Origin of the sequence: Marinarcus sediminis (SeqCode), from assembly GCF_048571275.1 — a bacterium.
GTDB classification, from domain to species: domain Bacteria; phylum Campylobacterota; class Campylobacteria; order Campylobacterales; family Arcobacteraceae; genus Marinarcus; species Marinarcus sediminis.
In genome coordinates, this window is the sequence record NZ_CP182357.1 from 1,449,826 (window position 1) to 1,469,391 (window position 19,566).

Annotated in this window: 17 protein-coding genes; all 17 read left to right on the forward strand. The window is 33.1% G+C overall.

Features of this window, described 5'->3' with window-relative positions:
• The first annotated feature begins 3 nt into the window (after nucleotides 1-3).
• Complete coding sequence (locus tag ACNI3C_RS07280) at nucleotides 4-828, forward strand: P-loop NTPase (RefSeq protein WP_419769156.1); 825 nt, start codon at nucleotides 4-6, stop codon at nucleotides 826-828.
• 68 nt (nucleotides 829-896) lie between these two features.
• Entirely contained in the window at nucleotides 897-1,205 is a 309-nt protein-coding gene (locus tag ACNI3C_RS07285; protein ID WP_419769157.1) for a hypothetical protein, read from the forward strand.
• Nucleotides 1,206-1,220: 15 nt separating this feature from the next.
• Nucleotides 1,221-1,520: a flagellar hook-basal body complex protein FliE gene (gene fliE / locus ACNI3C_RS07290; RefSeq protein ID WP_419769158.1), complete on the forward strand. Its 300-nt coding sequence runs from the start codon at nucleotides 1,221-1,223 to the stop codon at nucleotides 1,518-1,520.
• Nucleotides 1,521-1,534: 14 nt separating this feature from the next.
• Entirely contained in the window at nucleotides 1,535-2,002 is a 468-nt protein-coding gene (flgC, locus tag ACNI3C_RS07295; protein ID WP_419769159.1) for a flagellar basal body rod protein FlgC, read from the forward strand.
• A gap of 3 nt (nucleotides 2,003-2,005) precedes the next feature.
• Nucleotides 2,006-4,327: a flagellar hook-length control protein FliK gene (fliK, locus tag ACNI3C_RS07300; protein ID WP_419769160.1), complete on the forward strand. Its 2,322-nt coding sequence runs from the start codon at nucleotides 2,006-2,008 to the stop codon at nucleotides 4,325-4,327.
• Nucleotides 4,327-5,076: a flagellar biosynthetic protein FliR gene (locus tag ACNI3C_RS07305; protein WP_419769161.1), complete on the forward strand. Its 750-nt coding sequence runs from the start codon at nucleotides 4,327-4,329 to the stop codon at nucleotides 5,074-5,076. The genes fliK and ACNI3C_RS07305 overlap by 1 nt, the downstream gene beginning before the upstream one ends.
• A gap of 77 nt (nucleotides 5,077-5,153) precedes the next feature.
• Nucleotides 5,154-6,200, forward strand: coding sequence for a flagellar biosynthesis protein FlhB (gene flhB / locus ACNI3C_RS07310; protein ID WP_419769162.1), 1,047 nt, complete (start codon nucleotides 5,154-5,156; stop codon nucleotides 6,198-6,200).
• A gap of 9 nt (nucleotides 6,201-6,209) precedes the next feature.
• The gene (locus ACNI3C_RS07315; protein ID WP_419769163.1) at nucleotides 6,210-8,204 is read left to right on the forward strand and encodes a tetratricopeptide repeat protein; all 1,995 of its coding nucleotides are present in this window, start codon (nucleotides 6,210-6,212) and stop codon (nucleotides 8,202-8,204) included.
• Nucleotides 8,204-9,514, forward strand: a complete 1,311-nt coding sequence (gene fliI / locus ACNI3C_RS07320; RefSeq protein WP_419769164.1) for a flagellar protein export ATPase FliI — start codon at nucleotides 8,204-8,206, stop codon at nucleotides 9,512-9,514. Before ACNI3C_RS07315 ends, fliI begins: the two co-directional genes overlap by 1 nt.
• Complete coding sequence (locus ACNI3C_RS07325) at nucleotides 9,507-10,919, forward strand: flagellar hook-associated protein FlgL (RefSeq protein ID WP_419769165.1); 1,413 nt, start codon at nucleotides 9,507-9,509, stop codon at nucleotides 10,917-10,919. The genes fliI and ACNI3C_RS07325 overlap by 8 nt, the downstream gene beginning before the upstream one ends.
• Nucleotides 10,920-10,942: 23 nt before the next feature.
• Nucleotides 10,943-13,063, forward strand: coding sequence for a flagellar biosynthesis protein FlhA (gene flhA, locus ACNI3C_RS07330; RefSeq protein WP_419769166.1), 2,121 nt, complete (start codon nucleotides 10,943-10,945; stop codon nucleotides 13,061-13,063).
• A 20-nt stretch (nucleotides 13,064-13,083) separates the two neighbouring features.
• Nucleotides 13,084-14,550 carry a BatD family protein gene (locus tag ACNI3C_RS07335; RefSeq protein ID WP_419769167.1) on the forward strand — a complete coding sequence of 489 codons (1,467 nt, stop codon included), beginning with the start codon at nucleotides 13,084-13,086 and terminating at the stop codon, nucleotides 14,548-14,550.
• Nucleotides 14,551-14,552: 2 nt separating this feature from the next.
• Nucleotides 14,553-15,257, forward strand: a complete 705-nt coding sequence (locus ACNI3C_RS07340) for an efflux RND transporter periplasmic adaptor subunit (protein ID WP_419769168.1) — start codon at nucleotides 14,553-14,555, stop codon at nucleotides 15,255-15,257.
• The gene (locus ACNI3C_RS07345) at nucleotides 15,244-16,950 is read left to right on the forward strand and encodes a molybdopterin-dependent oxidoreductase (protein WP_419769169.1); all 1,707 of its coding nucleotides are present in this window, start codon (nucleotides 15,244-15,246) and stop codon (nucleotides 16,948-16,950) included. The genes ACNI3C_RS07340 and ACNI3C_RS07345 overlap by 14 nt, the downstream gene beginning before the upstream one ends.
• Entirely contained in the window at nucleotides 16,937-18,118 is a 1,182-nt protein-coding gene (locus ACNI3C_RS07350; RefSeq protein ID WP_419769170.1) for an MFS transporter, read from the forward strand. Before ACNI3C_RS07345 ends, ACNI3C_RS07350 begins: the two co-directional genes overlap by 14 nt.
• Entirely contained in the window at nucleotides 18,109-18,333 is a 225-nt protein-coding gene (locus ACNI3C_RS07355) for a hypothetical protein (RefSeq protein WP_419769171.1), read from the forward strand. The genes ACNI3C_RS07350 and ACNI3C_RS07355 overlap by 10 nt, the downstream gene beginning before the upstream one ends.
• Nucleotides 18,334-19,554 (forward strand): sensor histidine kinase, encoded by a 1,221-nt coding sequence (locus ACNI3C_RS07360; protein WP_419769172.1) that lies wholly within the window; start codon nucleotides 18,334-18,336, stop codon nucleotides 19,552-19,554.
• The last annotated feature ends 12 nt before the right edge of the window (nucleotides 19,555-19,566 follow it).

Sequence of the window (19,566 nt, forward strand, 5' to 3'; positions counted from 1 at the left end):
TTTTTGTTCAATTCCATTTCAGCACAAGCTTCAAAACTTGTCAATATGACTCAATCAAAACGCACTATTAATTCAAATTCTAAAACAAAATTAATTACCATTACTTCTGGAAAAGGTGGGGTAGGAAAATCAACATTTACTGCGAATATTTCTTACCTTCTTTCTCAAAAAGGGTATAAAGTTGCTATCATCGATGCAGATATTGGATTGGCCAATATGCAAGTATTACTCAATGTAAAACCTCAATATACTCTGTTTGATTATATTGATGCCAAAGCAACATTAAAAGAAGTGATTCTTCCAACTCCGTATGAAAATCTTTCATTGCTTGCTGGAAAAAGCGGATATAAATATTCCAATCATTCAAACTCATTTGTGCTTTCACGTATCGTTCAAGACACGTTAGATTTGGATGAATTTGATTTTTTAATTGTTGATACAGGGGCAGGTTTAAATGATTATGTCCAAGAATTTCTCAATATTTCCGATAATATTTTAGCTCTTACTACCACGGATCCCAGTGCTTTAACAGATGTCTATGCTTTAATGAAAATGTTGTCCAAAGATAAAAGTTCGCTTATGTTATGCTTTAATCATACAAAAACCCACAATATTGGGCTTACAATTTCAAAATCTTTAGAAAATTTGGCCCAAAAAAATAGATTGAATTCGGATTTTATGATAAAATATATAGGTAATGTATCGTCATCTGAGAGTATTTCAACAACAGGTCGTCTTAGAAAATTGTTCGCTTGTGAATTTACACATGACAAAGTGACGTTGGAGTTAAACTCGGTTATTGATGCTTTGCTAATGAATATAAATTAGGGATTAAAAAAAGTGACACAACAATTTGATTCATATACTTTTTATGCCAGAGTGAAAAGAGAACGGTCTTGGTAGTTGAAAGATTCTCTCAAAGCATAATCAATAGCGGTATTTTTAAATTGTATATCGCAACGGGTTTTTTTGGAACACTTATTTTTTTTGTAGTGAATGCGGATTTGTTCACTCCCATAGAGATGATTTTTAGTATTATTGCGATTACAATAATACTAAAGGGCATTTCGAATATTATGCTCTCTTTGATTATCAGTACGTTTAGCTTAGATAATAAACGAGCTGAGTTAGAGTTTAAACATAACGCAGACAAAATTGATGCATTATTGACGGATTTAACCATTCAAGATGCGGCAACAAATTAAGACAGAGGAGTTTAAATGAATATTTCAGAAATTGCAAACAGTATAAATCTTGGAAAAACAAGTTTAACCCAAGATACTACGAAGCCAGTTGCTGGCGATTCATTTGAAAAAATGTTGAGTGATGCCATTGGCTCAGTCAATAAGACTCAAGTTGATGCCTATGATGCAATGGAAGGCATTGCAACAGGTAAAGTGACCAATCTGCAAGGAGCCGTTCAAAAAATTGAAGAAGCGGAATTGAGTTTGAGACTGGCGTTAGAAGTTAAAAATAAAGCATTAAGCGCATATAAAGAGATTATGCGAATGCAAGTATAAGAAAGGATCAGCTGATGTCACTTTTTGATGGTTACGATATTGCAACATCTGGAATGGGTGCACAACGAACAAGAATCAATGTTGTCAGTGCAAATATTGCCAATGCACAAACAACGCATACAGCTGAAGGTGGACCGTATAAAAAACAAAATGTTATATTTGAAGAGATTTTATTAAACCAACAACAAAAAAACAATTCAAACTCAGATAAGGGATTAAACAATCAACAAAATATATCTCAAAAACCACTAAGTAGCGTGGGTATAAAAGAGATTGTAGATGCAAAAAATGAACCTGTTATGAAGTATGAACCTGAGCATCCCGATGCCAATGAGGATGGATATGTTGCTTACCCCAATATAAATCCCGTAATCGAGATGGTAGATTTAATAGAAGCAATGCGATCGTATGAAGCGAATGTATCTGCTTTTACGACACAAAAAACAATGGATACTCAAACCATAGATATTCTAAAGGGATAACCAATGACTAAGGAAATGAGTTTTTTAACCACTCAAGCTCAAGAGTCAAAAAACACTACTGCAAAACAAAGCACAACAACCAAAGAGGTCAAAAGCGAACCATCGTTGTTTGATTCCATGTTGAGTGGGTTAACAAAGCCAGAGCAAGAAGCTGAAGCTTCTGCAAGTGAAGTCATTACTCCGACAAAACAAGATACAACAAAGATAAAAACTTCTGATAAGAGTGATACTGCAAAAAAAGAGGTAACTTCAGAAAAAAAGAGTAAAGAGAATCCGACGCTTTCACTTTTGGATAGAATGATAATAGATGCAAACAGTTCAATGGAAAACAAAGAAGAGATGAGCTCTTTAGAAGAAGATACTCCTACTACAACAGGCACAACGCTTGAGCCTAAAACTTCGCAATCAGAGCCTTCTTTAACAGATGATTTGAGTACGAAAGAGCCTTCATTAAAAGAAGCAAATAGCAGTGATGTTGAAAAAGATAAAGAGTTGCCGTTAAAAGTAAAAACAGATGTAACCAAAGATATATTGATTCAACCAAAAGTTTCTGAAATTGCCACTGAAGTGAAACCAGAAGAGGTAAAAACCAACTCACCAGTTCAAGAGACAAAAGAGACAAAAACAGAAGAGAACAAAGAGACAAAAACGAATCAAAAAACTCAAGATGAATCCGCCCAAGAGATACCTAAAGATAAAAAAACAGCTGTTTCAGTGGATAAATCACTTGAACAAGCAATAATGCAACCTAAGGATGAAATCAAAACCGTTGTAGAGAGTGCTTCAACCAATCAAGAGAGTAAAAACAGTGATCAAGTAAAAACAGCTCAAGTGAATGTTTCGGTTTCTAAAGGTGAGAAAGTCATTAATGAAACAGTGAAACAAACGGCTGAAGTTCCTGTGAATACTCAAAGCAAAGAGAGTGCAGCCGTTCCCAATAAAAGTGATTCAAATATAAGCGTAAAAAATGAGACTTTAGAGGTAAAAAATAATAATCAAGTGCTTAAAAATAGTCCTGATGAAATTCAACCAAAAGAGAGTGAAAATAAAAAAGAGAACAATTTATTAGACGCTATGGTGAAACAAGCCAACAAACAAATTGAAAATGACAAAACAGAAGATGCAAAAAATAAAACCATACCCGAAGATGTAAAAGTAAAAACAGAAACATCTGCTTCTGTGATGAAAGAGAGTGTGCCTGTTTTAGAAAAAGGCAAAACATCTACGGTTCCTGAAGTTACTTCAAGTAAGCCTGTTAATACAAAAGTGGCAGAAGAGTTAGCAAAAATCGGATCACAGAGTGATACAAAACCTCTGAATGTTTCAAAAGAAAGTTTAGAAAAGTTAAAACCTGAAACCACAAAAACAGTTGAAAACAAACAAGAGAGCAAATCACTTTTAGATAACTTAATAGCACAGAGTAAAGTTACCATAAAAGAAGATGAAGAGAGTGCAGAGGTTCAAAAATCCACAAATCCTCTTGCTCAAAGCACTAAAAGTTCAACGGATCCTGTATTAACCAATATCTATTTAACGTCACAACAAAAATCCATCAACGAATCTTCTATGCTTCAAAATTCTGTGGGGAAACAGATGGCTTTAGATGCAACTTCGGTGGATGATATTCAAAAAAGTGCCGATTTTTTAGATCTGGGATTAGATGAAGTTGAAATTATTTCAAAAGAAGAAGAGTTTAAAAACAAGGTAAAAGCAGATTTTTTAAATAAATTATCTGTCAGTCGAGATATGATAAAACAAGATATTACAAAAGCTGTTGATGCCGTAGTGGCACAAAACAGTGCAGTTTCTTCGACCATGTCAAAAGCCACAGATGACACGGCAGTTGAATTAAACATATCTGCAGTTAATGTCTATAATATTGAGAATAGAATAATTGGAGCAAGACAACAGATGAATTCTATGATGTCGGATGTGGCACGAAACATGTACTTAAATTATAAGCCTCCCGTGACCGCATTTAGAATGAATTTGAATCCGACACATTTGGGTTCAATTGCCGTTTTAATTAAGAGTGAAAAAGAGAATGGATTGACCATCAGTTTAAATATGTCAAACTCTGCTACATTAGACTCTTTTGTCGATAATCAAAGTGTGTTAAGAGCTGCCTTGGTTAAAAACTTCTCTGATGAAACAAACTTCTCTTTGGATTTTAATATGCAAGGTGGAGAAGGTCAAAGTTCAAATAATGACAGCAGTAACAACAGTGGAAGAGGGCAACAAAATCACCGATCAACAAGTGAAGTTCTTGAAAGATTAACAAGTAAAGACGAACAAGCCTCTAAGCAATCATCTCATTATATGTAATGGAGGCTTTGTTATCACTTCTTGATGAAGGTATACTCTTTACCTTTTTACTTTTACTGGCACGAATTGTTGCATTTATTGCCTTTATGCCAGTGTTCTCTCATACGGCTGTGTCTCCTACTATTAGGATTGCATTGGCTTTTTATTTAACCATATTTATCTATCCTTTTATTGATATTCAAAACAGTGTAACGCAAGAGATGTTTGTTGGAGCCTTAATCAGTGAAATTACATTGGGCTTGGTTGCGTCATTTTTATTTAATATCGTATTTTCTGCCGTTAAAATTATTGGAGATTTAATTGGGTATGCAACGGCACTATCTATGTCCAGCATGTTTGACCCAAGTACGGGTTCAAATGAGGGAATTATCAGTCGCTTTTTGTATATTATTGCTATTTTGATTTTTTTTGAAACAGGATTGTACGAGGTGACAATATTGATGCTTGCGAAGAGTTTTAGTATGGTACATTTAGGGGCATTTGATGTTTTTTCTTATAATGGGATAGAACTGGCCATTCAAGAGATAAAAAGAATGTTTGCTTTTGCTTTTTCCTTTGCATTTCCTCTGTTTTTTATTGGATTTATCATGGATGTTTATTATGGATATGGAACAAAATCAATGCCTGCTTTTTCTCCATTTGTAATTACTTTTCAATTGAAATTTCTTTTGATTTTTCTTTTTATGATGTTCGGGCTTGAAATATTTGCAGAAAATTTTACCAATTATTATATCAGTAAATTTAGTTGATTTTATACATATATTCAATATAATGTAGTACTTTTACCAATAGGAGATAAAGTTTAATTAAACTTTAGGAACAATGTATGGCTGATGATGATGACAAAACAGAAGAACCCACCGAGAAGAAGATTCAAGATGCCAAAGAGAAAGGGAATGTTCCTAAATCAGCAGAAGTTGTTGGGGCTGCCACACTCTTATTTGGAACCGTATATTTAATATTTTTTTCAAGTTTTACATACAATCAAATTAAAAAAATGATGCTTTTTGTTTACAGTTTTATAGGTCAAGATTTGGACAGTACGGTTTTTTACTCTATTACTTATACCCTTGTGACTACCGCAATCTATGCACTCTTGCCTGTTTTTGTATTGGTGGTTATTTTAACGTTTTCATTCAATTGGATGCAGTTTGGAATGATTATGACTCCAATGAAGTTTGATCTGCAAAAACTTGATCCAATAACTGGATTAAAAAATGTTTTTTCACTGAAAAAAGGGTTGGAAGCTCTGAAACTAACCTTTAAACTGTTAATTATATTTACGGTGATGGTGATACTTTTTTTAATTACAGGGGATTCAATTTTAGCGCTGATGGATAAAGAACTTCCTGCTTCTTTAGATTCTATGGTAACACTGATTATCTATTTTTTATCGGCCATACTCTTTATTATAATTATTTTTGCTATAATAGATTTTTATTTTACACGATTTTATTATTTTAAATCATTGCGTATGAGTAAGCAAGATATAAAAGATGAATATAAAAATATGGATGGGGATCCTCAAATTAAAGCCAGAATTCGTCGAATTCAAATGGAAATGTCCATGAAGAGAATGATGAGTAATGTTCCTGATGCGGATGTAGTTATCACCAATCCAACACATTATGCCATTGCCATGAAGTATGATTCAAAAGTAACTTCAGCACCTGTAGTTGTGGCTAAGGGGATTGATTTTATGGCCATTAAAATAAAAGATGTTGCACGAGAAAATAAAATCCCAATTATTGAGAACCCTGCATTAGCAAGGGCTTTATATAATCAAATTGAAGTTGAACAGCAAATTCCTGAAGAGTTCTATAAGGCAATTGCAGAGATTTTCTCTTACGTGTATGAATTAAAGAAAAAATAAAGGAAAGATTTGAAAATAGTATTAGCGCTTATTTTATTATCTCTTTTTTCATATGCCAAAAAAGATTTTTATTACAGTTTTATTAATTCCAGTGGACAACAAATAGAAGAAGATAGAAAACAAGAGCTCTTAGAAGGGTATGCGACCTTAGAAAACATTAAAAAAACAGCTAAACAAGCTACCATTGATGAAGCCAATAAAAGATTGATGACCTTTAAACAAAGAAATAAAGTTCCTCTTTTAGAATCCGATATTATTTTACTTGAATCTGAATTTGCACTGAAAAAAGGCTTAAAACGTTTTGCCATTGAGGGTGCTAAATATTTGGAAGATGCAATTAATCGTTCGGCCATTCATGAAGAAGATTTGGCAAAAGCCTACATGATTTTGATTGAGTTAAAATTGGCTGCAAATAAACCCAATGATGCAAAATATTTTATTGATATTTTGACCAACAATTTTGATACGCCCATTATAAAAGCGTATGGGAAAATCTATTTGGCTAAACTGCATCTTTATAAGCAAGAGTTTAAAAAAGCCACTTTGGTTTTGTATGATTTGTTAACCAAAACAACCGATATTAATATTGCTACTGTTGTTGCAGATGAACTTTTTGATGTCTATATTTTAGATGATAAAAGAGAAGAAGCCTACACTTTAGCAGGGCAAGTGTTACATAAAAATATTGATTATTATGCCAATGACAGTTTTTTAGCCATTACTAAAGTCGATAAACTCATTAAAAACGATATGCCAAATTTTGCCGCTGAAATTTTAGAAGAGTTGCTAAAACGTACAAAAAATATTGATGCGATAGAAGACTTTAAATTTAAATTAGCTGAAACCTATATGTTAATGTATGACCCCAAAATGGTCAATATGATGAAAGCAAAAGAGCTTTACAAAGATATCCTCAATGATTATCCCGATGGGAAATATGCCAAAAGAGCAAAAATGATCATTGATGAAATTTTAATGCGTGAAGGTAAAATTGAACCTGCTATTTTAAATGCAAAATATTTTGAATCGGCTTCTATGCAACAAAAAGTCATCATGCAAGAGATGCTCAATGCGATTAAAGAAGAGAAGTACGAGTTTGTATTGCGTTCTGAAAAGGTGTATAAAAAAATTGCACCAGAGATTTATAAACGATTTGGATATAAAAGTTTGAATGATGTTTTAGATGGAGTACGAATTTTATTGATTAAACAATATCTCATGAACGGGAAATGTAAAGATTTAAATGATGCTTTAAAACGATCAACAAAAGAGGCATTGGTCAGATTAGTTGAAGATGAGTATACCAAATATAAATTTTTTGAATGTCTCTTGGAAGTTCCCAATGAAGAGGAGTTTGTTACAACAAAAGAGGCTCTATTTAATTCAAGGGATGCCAAAATTTATTTCTACTTAGAGAGAATTGCTTTTGCTTTAGGACACATTGATGAGGCGCTTAAATATGCTGCAAAAATTGAAATGCTTAATGATAAAAAGATTTTAGAAGAGGAGTTTTTATATCGATTTAAAATTTTAAATACACAACAAAATCCACTTTCAATGAAGCGTTTTTTTAATTATGCAATAAAAAATCCCACGTTGATAGAAAACAATCAAAATAACCCTATGATTATAGATTTTTATTATCAATACTATTTTTATTTATTGCAAATAGGGAAAAATGAAGAGGCAAAAAATGTGTTGGATCAACTTTACAATAAACAAAAAGAGTTTAATGCTCATGTCTATTCTCCTTCTGTTGAATTGGAGTTGGCAAAGTATGAAAAAAGTCAATCCAATTATGCTAAGGCCTTGAGTTATTTAGAAGAGAGTTTAACCAATCCTCGAAACATTAAGAACAATGAATTAGCACAAGTCTATTATGAGATGATTAAACTGTATGAATTGACAAAAAACCAACCCAAATATGATGAGGTTCTTCAAAAGTGCAAAGCATTAGACCCATCAACAACCAGTTTGTATAAAAAAATGTGTGATGAACTTTAATGATTGATATTGATGCATTTTTAAACAATATAACTGAAGATAATCTCATATTGCCATTTGGAAGAATTAAGTATATCAGTTCAACGACAATTACAGCAACAGGGCTTGAAGTGGCGGTTGGGGATTTGGTTAAAATTGAATCTCAACAGCATTTATATACGGTTTTAGGCATGGTCGCGTCAATTAACAGTGATGATTTTACTGTCGTTCCTTTCTCATTTATTGATGGATTTAGAATTCATGATAAAGTTTTTTTACAAAAAGAGGGATTGTCGGTTAAGAGTGGATATGGACTACTTGGACGTGTTATTAATGCTTTGGGTGAACCCATTGACGACAAAGGCAAAATAGTCAATTTAGAAGAGAACTCAGCCATTAATAAACTCTCAATGCCAGCTTTAGAACGAGGAATTATAGATAAAAGATTTTCAACAGGGGTAAAATCAATTGATTCAATGCTCACTTCTGGTAAGGGGCAAAAAATTGGTATTTTTGCAGGAAGTGGTGTGGGAAAATCTACTCTTATGGGAATGATTGTTAAAGGGTGTGAAGCCCAAATAAAAGTGGTGGCACTCATTGGAGAGAGGGGAAGAGAGATTCCCGAATTTATCCATTATAACTTGAATAATAATTTGGAAAATACCATCATTATTGCAGCTACGAGTGATGAATCTGCATTAATGAGAAAATATGGAGCCTTTACTGCCATGGCCATTGCAGAATTTTTTCGAGATAAGGGACATGATGTTTTATTGATGATGGATTCTGTTACACGATTTGCTATGGCTCAAAGAGAGATTGGGTTAAGTACGGGAGAACCTCCTGTAAGTCGTGGCTATCCCCCTTCAGTTTTTGCCCTTTTACCTCAATTAATGGAGAGAGCAGGAAACAACAAAAAAGGCTCTATTACGGCATTCTTTACGGTCTTGGTGGACGGAGATGATATGAATGATCCTATTGCAGATCAGAGTCGGTCAATTCTTGATGGACATATTGTATTGACACGTGAATTAACAGAACAAGGATTTTATCCTCCCATTGATTTATTAAAATCAGCTTCTAGGGTCATGGACAAAGTTGTTGATAAAGAACACTATAATGGATTTTTAAAGTTAAAAAGAGTATTATCGTTAATAAAGGAAAATGAAGTCCTTGTTCGTGTTGGTGCATACAAGTCTGGTATGGACAAAGAGTTGGACAATGCATTGGCCAAAAAAGAGAAACTCCGTGAGTTTTTGACGCAGGGAACACAAGAACATTTTAGTTATGAAGAGATTTTAAGCCTATTCAAGGAGGTGACAAATGATTAATACAACTGATCAAATGATGTTCAGATTAAGCAATTTGAACAGAGAAAATGAACGCATCTCGTATCAAACAAGTACGAAAGAGATTCTGCAATACGGAAGTGATGATACTGCTGTTTTTACAAAAGATTTATACTTCGCCGATAAGATAAGAACGTATGAAGGTGTAGAGTCTCAAGTAAAAAAAGTCATGACAATGAATGATAGCATTGATTCCACGTTAGCGGATGTCAAATTATCACTTGAAAACATTAAAGTTAATATGTTAAAAACATTAAATGCAGGTATGCAACAAAGTGATAAAACGGCCGTTGCAACAGAGTTTCGAGGAATCAGAGAAAATATGTTTACTTGGGCGAACTTAAGCATGAATAATGAGTATCTTTTTGCGGGTTCAAATTCAACTGAACAGCCGTTTGTGAAAGATGCGAATGGCAAGATAACGTATCAAGGGGATTCGGTTTTAAAACAAGTTCCTGTTGAGCCAAACAGTTATCGAGACAGAGGTGCTACAGGTTATGACGCTTTTATGTATACTGCAGATACTGCAATTGTGGGTCAAAGTTTAGATTTTCTTGCCAGCGAAAAGATTATTGATAATTCAGGTAATACATGGGACTTCCCAGAAACTTCTGGCGTGGGTGAAAAACTTGATTTTTTTGCCACAGATACGATTACCGATAACAATGGTACAACGTGGACTTTGGATACATTAAACTCAACACTTACTGATGGAACCGTATCTATTCCTGTGATTAAACTCAATGGTGGATATCAATTTAAAAATAATCTTGCAGATGGTTTTCAAGATGGTGCTTCAAACAACGTCACTTCATTTACATCAACTTCAGCAACAGCACCTGCTTTAGAAGTCAGACAATTTGATAAGTATGGCAATTTAACAGGTAATGTTTTGGCTGTTACGCAAATTGATAATGGTGATGGTATTGTCGATGGAGGAACGGATACAGGGCTATTGGAACCAAAATACAGAACTGCAACCATTTCAGATCCTGCTATGATTATGGAATCAAAACATAACATCTTCAACGATTTGGATGATATTATTACAACACTGAACGGGTATGATTTATCTGATGGTGTGACTCCAATTACAGCAACACAACAAGATGATTTGATTCGTTCATATATGGACAGAATAATTTCTGCCCAAGATGCGGTAAGTATTGCACACTCAAAAGTGGGGTCAAGAAATAAAATTATTGAAGATGCCAGTGTAACGTTGTCGGCAAAAATAACCAATTTTAACACCTTGTCCATAGAGAACAATTCTGCTGATTTAACAAAATTGGCTTTGGAATCAAAATCTTTAGAGATGACGTATACAGCACTGTATTCAACCATATCAAAAATGAATGGTCTTAGTTTGATCAATTTTTTAAAATAGTTAGAAAAGTTTTTAGTATATAAATGAATTTCTTAAAGAGGATATTTTCAAGGGATTTAGTTACGGTTGCACTCTTTGTTGCAATTTTAATGATTATCATTGTTCCTCTTCCAAAGTTTTTATTAGACTTTTTTTTAGTCATTTCCTTGGCGTTAGCTCTTTTGGTTTTATTAATATCTTTGTATATTCAAAAACCATCAGATCTGACGACTTTTCCTACATTGATTCTTATTTTAGCTCTTTTTAGACTCTCTTTAAATATTGCCACGACTCGTTCAATTTTAAGTGAAGGACACAATGGTCCTGAAGCAGTCAGTTCAATTATTTCAGCTTTTGGAGAGTTTGTAGTTGGTGGAAATATGGTGATTGGAATCATTGTATTTGTTATTTTGGTTTTAATTAACTTCATGGTTGTTACTAAAGGAGCAACAAGAGTTGCTGAAGTAACAGCAAGATTTACATTGGATTCTATGCCTGGGAAACAAATGGCCATCGATGCAGATTTGAATGCAGGTTTTATTGATGATAAAGAGGCACAAGTCAGAAGAAAAATGCTCATTCAAGAAGCAAACTTTTATGGAGCCATGGATGGGTCATCTAAGTTTGTAAAAGGTGATGCCGTTGCAGGTATTATCATTACGCTGGTTAACTTAATTGGTGGATTGTTAATTGGTCTTTTTCAACATGATATGACGGTGGCACAAAGTGGTGAAATTTATACTATTTTAACCATTGGGGATGGTTTGGTTGCGCAAATTCCTGCTTTAGTACTTTCAACTGCAACTGCGATTATCATTACACGGTCAAACATGGATGACGAGCGATTTGCAAATCAATCGATTTCTCAACTGGTTAAAGACAGTAAATCACTTATTTTAGTTGGTATTGCCTTGGTTCTTTTTGGTTTTGTGCCAGGATTTCCAACAGGAATTCTTATGATTATGGGAATCTCTTTATCCTTTATTGGATATGCCATTTATATGATTGAAGATGAACAAAGTAATGCAGTGACCAAATTCTTTAAAGGCAAAGACAGTGCCAAAACATCTGTTCACAGTAAAGATTTAGATGAAGTTAAAAAAGAGAAAATGCTTTCAAATAAACCTAATGAAGAAAAAACGTTAGAAAGTATCATGAAAATGGAAGTTCTGGAGTTAAAACTGGGAGTAAGATTGCTTCAATTGGTTCAAGGAAACTCAGAGTTACTTGATAAAATAAGAGGTATCCGAAAATCAATTGCAACGGAATTGGGGTTTGTTATTCCGCAAATTAGAATTTCAGATGATGTCAATTTACAACCTGACCAATATAAATTGCATTTAAAAAGAATCCCTATCATAAGTGGAAGCGTACAAGCCAAAAAACTCCTTGCAATGGGTGGAATTGGCAATGAACAACTCAAAGGATTAAAGGTTAAAGAGCCTGTCTTTAACCTCGATGCCACATGGATTGATGAGAGTCAAAAAGAGGAAGCCCTGATGAAAGGCTTTACTGTTGTTGATGCACCAACCATTATTTCAACGCATCTGTCTGAAACCATTAAAAAACATGCAGAAGATATCATTACACGGCAAGATATTGTTGATATTGTTGAAGGGTTAAAACAAAACTTCCCAATTGTTATTGAAGAGGCGATGAAAATTACCACGCATGGAACTCTTTTAAAAGTGTGTCGAGATCTGCTTCATGAAAAAATTCCAATTGTGGATATGCTGACCATCATTGAATCTGTTGCAGATATTGCTGAGTTCACTAAAATCCCTGATGTATTGCTTGAGCATGTCAGAAGTAAACTTTATCGACTGATTACGCAACGATTTAAAGGCGAGGACAATGTTTTACATATCATTACCATTAAACCTGATTTGGAACAACAATTTATCAGTAAACTGCAAGAACAACATGGGGTATCGCAGTTGATGTTAAGTATTGGTGAAATTAACTCCCTCGTGGTTAAAACCAAAGAGTTAATTGAAAAAATTGATGCCAAAGGTATTTCAAAAATTGCCATGGTTGTTGACCCACTTTTAAGAAAAAGAATTTCAGAAATATATGAGAAATTTGGTCTTCAAGTGGCAGTTTTAAGTCATGCAGAATTGGATTCAAAAGCAAATTTTGCTATTGAGGGCACATTAGAATTTTAAATTTTTGAAGAAGAATATTAATGATAATTAAATGGTTACTCTTTTTTAGTGTTGTATTGAGTTGTTTGCATGCCGATGTAAAAATGGATGCTCCTAAAAGTTTTACGTCAGGAGAAGCGTTGGTTTTTTCAATTGTAGCCAATGGAGAAACAGTAACCTTTCCTAAAATCGATTCGATTGATGGTTTTGTTGTACAAAACAGCAATACTTCAAAAAATATCTCCATTATCAATGCACAAAGAACGCAACGCATTGAAAAACAGTTTTTACTTTTTCCGAATAAAGATATTACGATTCCTTCATTTAAAATCACCATTGATGGGAAAGATTATTTTACGCAAGAAAAACATATTGCAATGCGAAAAGCGGTGAAAACACATGATGATAATTTTGATTTTACGCTTTTAAGTAATAAACAAAGACTCTACACAGGGCAGAGTGCTCTTTTAACCTTTAAATTTAAACATAAAAATACGCAACAAATTCTTGACATGGCGTTAAACACACCTGATTTTTCAAACTTTTGGGTCAAACAAATAGGCAAAGCACAAAAGGTTGAAGAGGGTAACTTTACCACTGATATTTTAAAATATGTGGTTTTCCCACAAAAAAGTGGAGTGTTAGTGATACCTCCTGCGAGTATTTCTGTTACACTGCTTGATGAGAGCGTGAATCGATACTCATTTTTTGGAACACCAACAAAAATAGATAAAATCTATTCCAATGAGTTGAAGTTTGAAGTAAAACCGTTGCCTGAAGGGGTGAGTGTTGTGGGTGATTTCACCATGAACGATGAACTTTCTCATACAAAAGTCAATGCCGGTGATGCTTTGAGTTATAATGTTGAAATTAAAGGGTGCGGAAATATTGATGACATTAAAGAATTTAAACTCAATATTCCCAATGCCACAATTTATGACAACCCTGCTCAAAAGAGTTTTGACTTTGTCAATAATGAATATTGTGGAAGTTATAAAAAAACATTTTCAATTGTTGCCAATGAAGATTATGAGATTTCATCTCTTTTATTTTCATATTTTGATTTAAAAACCAAAAGAGTAAAAACAGTTAAAACCAAAGCCCATAAAGTTAACGTTCATGCGAACACACAAAAGAGTGTCACCCTTGAAAAACAGCCAAAAGTAGAGCCAAAAAGCGGGCAAATAAAAGAGCAAGTTGTTATTGATAAGCGCAGCAATATTTTCTTTTTTCTTTATGGTATACTTTTTTCGATTTTTCTGTTTTTTGTTGTGAAATTTATTTCAAATAAAAGAAAGCCTAAAAAAGAGATTGAAAAACCTTTGAGTAAAAAAATCAAAGAGTGCAAAAGCACACAAGCCTTGCTTAAACTCTTGATTCCGTATGTTAATATCAATAACAGTTTAGATGATATTATTTTTGAATTAGAGAAGAAGCGTGATGTAGATGTAAAAATTAAGAAAAAAGAGATTATAAAAATAATAGAATCTTTAAATTATAAAGGATAAAAATGAAAACAGTATTATTGGTTTTTTTGAGTCTATCGTTGTATGCCAATGAGTTTTATGCCAAACTGGAACCCATACAAAGTTATGTGGTCAAATCAACGGTCAGCGGTGAAATTATCTATACCAATGATTCAATTGAAGGAAAATATGCCAAAAATTCATTGATTGTTGAGATGAATTCTAAAGTTGATCAAATCGATTTAGAACAGACTAAAAATAAATTAAAAGCCTATGATGCCATGATTGCTATTGAACAAAATAACTATCAACGACTTAAAAAGGTGACTACACGATCTGATTTTGATAAAGATGCTCAAATGTTAAAAGCATTAACATTGCAGTCAACCAAAGCCGATTTATTGATTAAAATTGCACAATTAGAAGATGACATTAAAAACAAAAAACTTTTTGAAAAGAACAGATATATCTATAATATCAGTGTAAAAAAAGGGGATTATGTTAATCCTGGAACCCTTTTATATGAAGCAAAAGATTTATCCAAAGCAAAGTTAGAAATTTTTATTCCCATTAATGATGTTGAATCGTTAATGTCAAAAACAATTTATTTAGACAATGAAGCTACTGATTTAAAAATTGATAAAGTCTACAAAGTTGCAGATGCTACACATATTTCATCATATAAAGCAGAAATTATTGTGAACAACCCAAAACAGTTCTCAAAGTTGGTAAAAATTGAATTCAAATAATAGTATTGCTTGCCCACTTGATTGTTACGATGCATGTCAAGCAAAGTTTGAAAATGGCAATTGTAAACCCGATTCAAATCATCTGGTTACTCAAAGTAAATTGTGCAGAAATTTTGCTCATTTGATTTCAGAAGAACCCTTAACAACACCAACTTTTCAAAATAATGAAATCACCTTAGATGAATCTTTGAATATATTGGTTGAACGACTTAAACAAACCGATCCTTCAAAAGTGTTGTATTATAAAGGAAGTGGCAACATTGGCATCATGCAAAATGCACCAAAAGTTTTTTTTGATCAATACGGTGCCGTTTTTACACGCGGAAGTTTGTGTGATGGAGGAGGGGGCGAAGGCCTTCGTCTTGGCAGAGGTGCGGTGATTAATCCGCCCTTTGAAAACCTTTTAAATGCCGATGTGATTCTATGTTGGGGAAGAAACTTTACCGTTACTTCTTCTCATATGTACAGACTTGTCAAAGATAAAATCTTTATCACCATTGATCCAACGGTAACGCCAATTGCAAAAAAATCGGCAATTCATTTGCAAATCAATCCCAAAACAGACCATGAACTGGCTCTTTTAATGACCCGATTTGCTTACATGAATGATATGGAAGATGAAGCCTCTTTTAAAGCGTATGCCAAGGGGGAGAGTTGGTTTTTTGATTTGGCCAAAGAGCGACCCCTAGTCTCATATGAAAGCACAATAGGGGTAGCTTTAGGTGAAGTTTCAAAAGCCATGGATTTAATGAAAAACAAAAAAGTGGCTATTATGGTGGGATTGGGTGTAGAAAAATATTATGAGGCTGCTTCTATTATGAGATGCATTGACTCTTTTGCAGCGTATATTGGGGTACACAATAAAGAAGCAGGTGGTTTGTGGTATCTCAGTGATTCTGCGTATGGTTACGAAAATCAATTCCCCATACAACCTAAAAAGAGAGTGGATATTCCCAGTGTCAATTTTGCAGAGTATGATTTGGTGTTTATACAAGGAGCAAATCCCGTTATCAGTGCTCCTAACAGCAAACGAGTCATTGAAGGCTTAAAAGAGACCTTCGTGGTTTTTTTTGGAACGACACTGAATGATACAGCGAAATATGCGCATTTGATTATTCCTTCAACACATTTTTTGGCCAAAAGTGATGTTCGACTCTCATATGGACATGAGTATAAAGCTCTGTCTACACCTGTTCAAGCTAAAGATGAAAACACCATCAGTGAATATGACTTAAGTGCGTATTTAATTGAACAATTTGCATTGAAAGCGATGAAAAAAGAAGAGGATATCGTTGATTATTATATGAATACTCAGCCCCAAATCAATAGAAAAATAGAGAAGTTTGAGTTTGTAGAAGAGCTGGATATTGAACCTTTATATGAAGATAAAGAGGAGAATCAATATTATTTGATTACGTCTAAAAGGAGTGATTCATTAAATTCACAGTTTAACGTAGACTCTCATGCTTATATGCACTCTTCAAGTGGATTTAAACAGGGCGATAAGGTTATAATTTCTTCTTTGTATGGTGAAGCAAATTTCGTCATTCAACTCAACGATGATGTGAAGAGTAATTGTATACTTATTTATGCTGGTGCAAAAAATGTCAATTGTTTAACTTCGCATAAAAGTGATGAAGCCAATTTCTCTGCCATTTTTCAAGAGGTATTATTAAACATTGAATTATTATAATTTATTCACTCAATATCCCATTGTTAGACAACTCTCCCTTTTACAATTTATTGCCTATTTTGGTGCATGGTTTTCCAATGTTGCTATTTATACCATGCTGGTCAATTTTGGTTCTTCGTCTTTTGCTATTTCAGTAGTAACAGCGATGCATCTTCTGCCTGCAGTATTTATTGCTCCTTTTTCTGGGGTTATTATTGATAAATTTAGAATCAAACCGTTGATGTTCTGCTTGATAGCAACAGAGTTGTGTATGACGTTATTGTTTTTAACAATCAGTGATAAATCTCAGCTTTGGCTCTTGATGATTTTTATTTTTATTCGAATGGGCAGTTCCTCTATGTTTTTTTCAACTGAAATGTCGTTGTTGCCCAAATTGATTTCAGGAGTTGCTTTGCAAAAAGCCAATGAAATCCACTCTATTATTTGGTCATTTACTTTTGCTTTTGGGATGGCGATTAGTGGAGTCGTGGTCAATTTTTATGGGGTAAAAACTGCCATTATCATTGATGCTTTATTTTTTGTAGTGGCACTTATTGTTTTTTTAAATATAAATTTTAAAATAGAAATGATTCATACAAAAGAGACATTTTTAAGTATGATAAAAGATGGGTTTTTGTATATAAAAAGTAATAAACTTGTGTTACAATTAATTTTGTTGCATTCAAGTGTGGGATTAACTGCTTTTGATACACTCGTAACACTGTTGGCAAAAAATGAGTACCGTTATGTGATAGCTGTACCCTTATCCATTGGTATTACCAATGCTGTGCGCGCTTTGGCTTTGATGGTGGGTCCTTTGTTTATTACCAATTGGGTCAATAAAGAGAGAATGACTTATATATTTATATTTCAAGGGCTTGCCATTGTTTTGTGGGGAATTTTTCAGTTCAATTTTTATATTGCCTTAATTGCAATATTTTTTACTGGCTTTACGACAACAACCATTTGGTCTGTAACGTATGCGTATATACAAGAGAATGTAGAACAGCGTTATATGGGAAGAGTGATTTCATACAATGATATGATTTTTATGCTTTCAAATGTTATTACAACACTTTTTATAGGGGTGATGGCAAGTTTCATCTCTCTTGAATGGATTACTGTTGTTTTAGGGATTGCTTTTTTTGTGGTCGCATATTATTATAAAAGGATTTTACATTGGATTTAGAGACAAAAGTATTACTCTTAGGAATTTTAACCAAACACAATGATGAGAGTTTAAATGATGTGCTGATTAAATTAGAAGATGCAGGGGTATTTACACTCAAAGATGGAAAAAAATATTTAAAAAATCTTAAAAGTGATGGTTTGATTGTAGATAACAAACTCTCTGTTACGGGTAACTTAAGAGCCAAAGAGATAGAAAAAGAGTTTAAAATATAAATGTTTAATGAAAAAAATTTACCTAAACTGATTCTTTTAAGTCCTATTTTTTTTATACTGCTTATTATTGTGGTTGTGACCTATTTGCAAATCAGTGATTTTAATAAAATATATGAAGATGAGACGAATGAATTGCATGAAATTATAGCTCAATCGGGCAATAATTTAATGAGTCAAGATAAAATTGACAGATTAATTCAAAAGAAGTTATTGAATCGAGAAAAGAGCATTAAAAAAGTCGTTTTAGTTGCATTTTTCGTATTGATTATTATGTCTTTTTTTGCCTATTTTATTTCAAAAAAAATCACATCTATTTTGAATCGATATAAAAAGGATATTGAATTTAATCAAAACAAGTTAAAAAATATCAATCAAACGTTAGAAGAGAAAGTTAAAAAGAAAACCAGAAAACTTGAAAAGTTTAATAAAAAACTTAAAAATGAGATTTTAAAAGAGGTCAATAAAAACAGACAAAAAGATGGTGTGCTTTTTCAACAATCTAAAATGGTATCCATGGGGGAGATGCTGGAAAATGTTGCACATCAATGGCGACAACCTTTGAGTATTATCTCTTCAAGTGCCAGTGGTATGGTTTTGAAAATGGAGTACAATCTGTTTCATCAAGATGAAGCAAAAAATGAATTAAATCTTATTGTTCAAACAACCAAAGAACTCTCTTCGACAATTGATATTTTTAATAAATACTTCTCAAAAAGTGAATCGTTAGAGTATTTTAATGTCACTGATGCCATTAATTCAAATTTGCAAATTATGGACTCCTCAATGAAAAGCAATCATATTGATATCATTAAAAGATTTAAAGATGATATTACTATTTTTGGATTTAAAAATGAGTTTGCACAAGCCATAATGAATATTATCAATAATGCCAAAGATGTTTTGCTCCAAAATATTGATATAAAATATCGACGGCTGATCTGCATAGAGCTCTATAAAGATAAAGCCAATACAATCATTACTATTATAGATAATGGGGGTGGCATTGATGAAACCATTCTGGACAAAATCTTTGACCCTTATTTTACGACAAAAGATAAAACACAAGGGACAGGTATCGGATTGTATCTGTCTCGAGAAATTATTGTCAATCACATGAAAGGTGAACTCAGTGTTAAAAATGATAAATTTATTGTTGATGGCGCCGAGTATCTTGGGGCAAAATTTTCTATTATTTTAAAAGTTCAAGAGAGTATGTGCTGAAATAGTTCTGCT

Coding starts and splice junctions, on each gene's coding strand:
- ACNI3C_RS07360 (WP_419769172.1), top strand. CDS start 18,334: ATGTTTAATGAAAAAAATTTACCTAAACTGATTCTTTTAAGTCCTATT.
- ACNI3C_RS07335 (WP_419769167.1), top strand. CDS start 13,084: ATGATAATTAAATGGTTACTCTTTTTTAGTGTTGTATTGAGTTGTTTG.
- ACNI3C_RS07325 (WP_419769165.1), top strand. CDS start 9,507: ATGATTAATACAACTGATCAAATGATGTTCAGATTAAGCAATTTGAAC.
- ACNI3C_RS07340 (WP_419769168.1), top strand. CDS start 14,553: ATGAAAACAGTATTATTGGTTTTTTTGAGTCTATCGTTGTATGCCAAT.
- flhA (WP_419769166.1), top strand. CDS start 10,943: ATGAATTTCTTAAAGAGGATATTTTCAAGGGATTTAGTTACGGTTGCA.
- flhB (WP_419769162.1), top strand. CDS start 5,154: ATGGCTGATGATGATGACAAAACAGAAGAACCCACCGAGAAGAAGATT.
- fliE (WP_419769158.1), top strand. CDS start 1,221: ATGAATATTTCAGAAATTGCAAACAGTATAAATCTTGGAAAAACAAGT.
- flgC (WP_419769159.1), top strand. CDS start 1,535: ATGTCACTTTTTGATGGTTACGATATTGCAACATCTGGAATGGGTGCA.
- fliI (WP_419769164.1), top strand. CDS start 8,204: ATGATTGATATTGATGCATTTTTAAACAATATAACTGAAGATAATCTC.
- ACNI3C_RS07305 (WP_419769161.1), top strand. CDS start 4,327: ATGGAGGCTTTGTTATCACTTCTTGATGAAGGTATACTCTTTACCTTT.
- fliK (WP_419769160.1), top strand. CDS start 2,006: ATGACTAAGGAAATGAGTTTTTTAACCACTCAAGCTCAAGAGTCAAAA.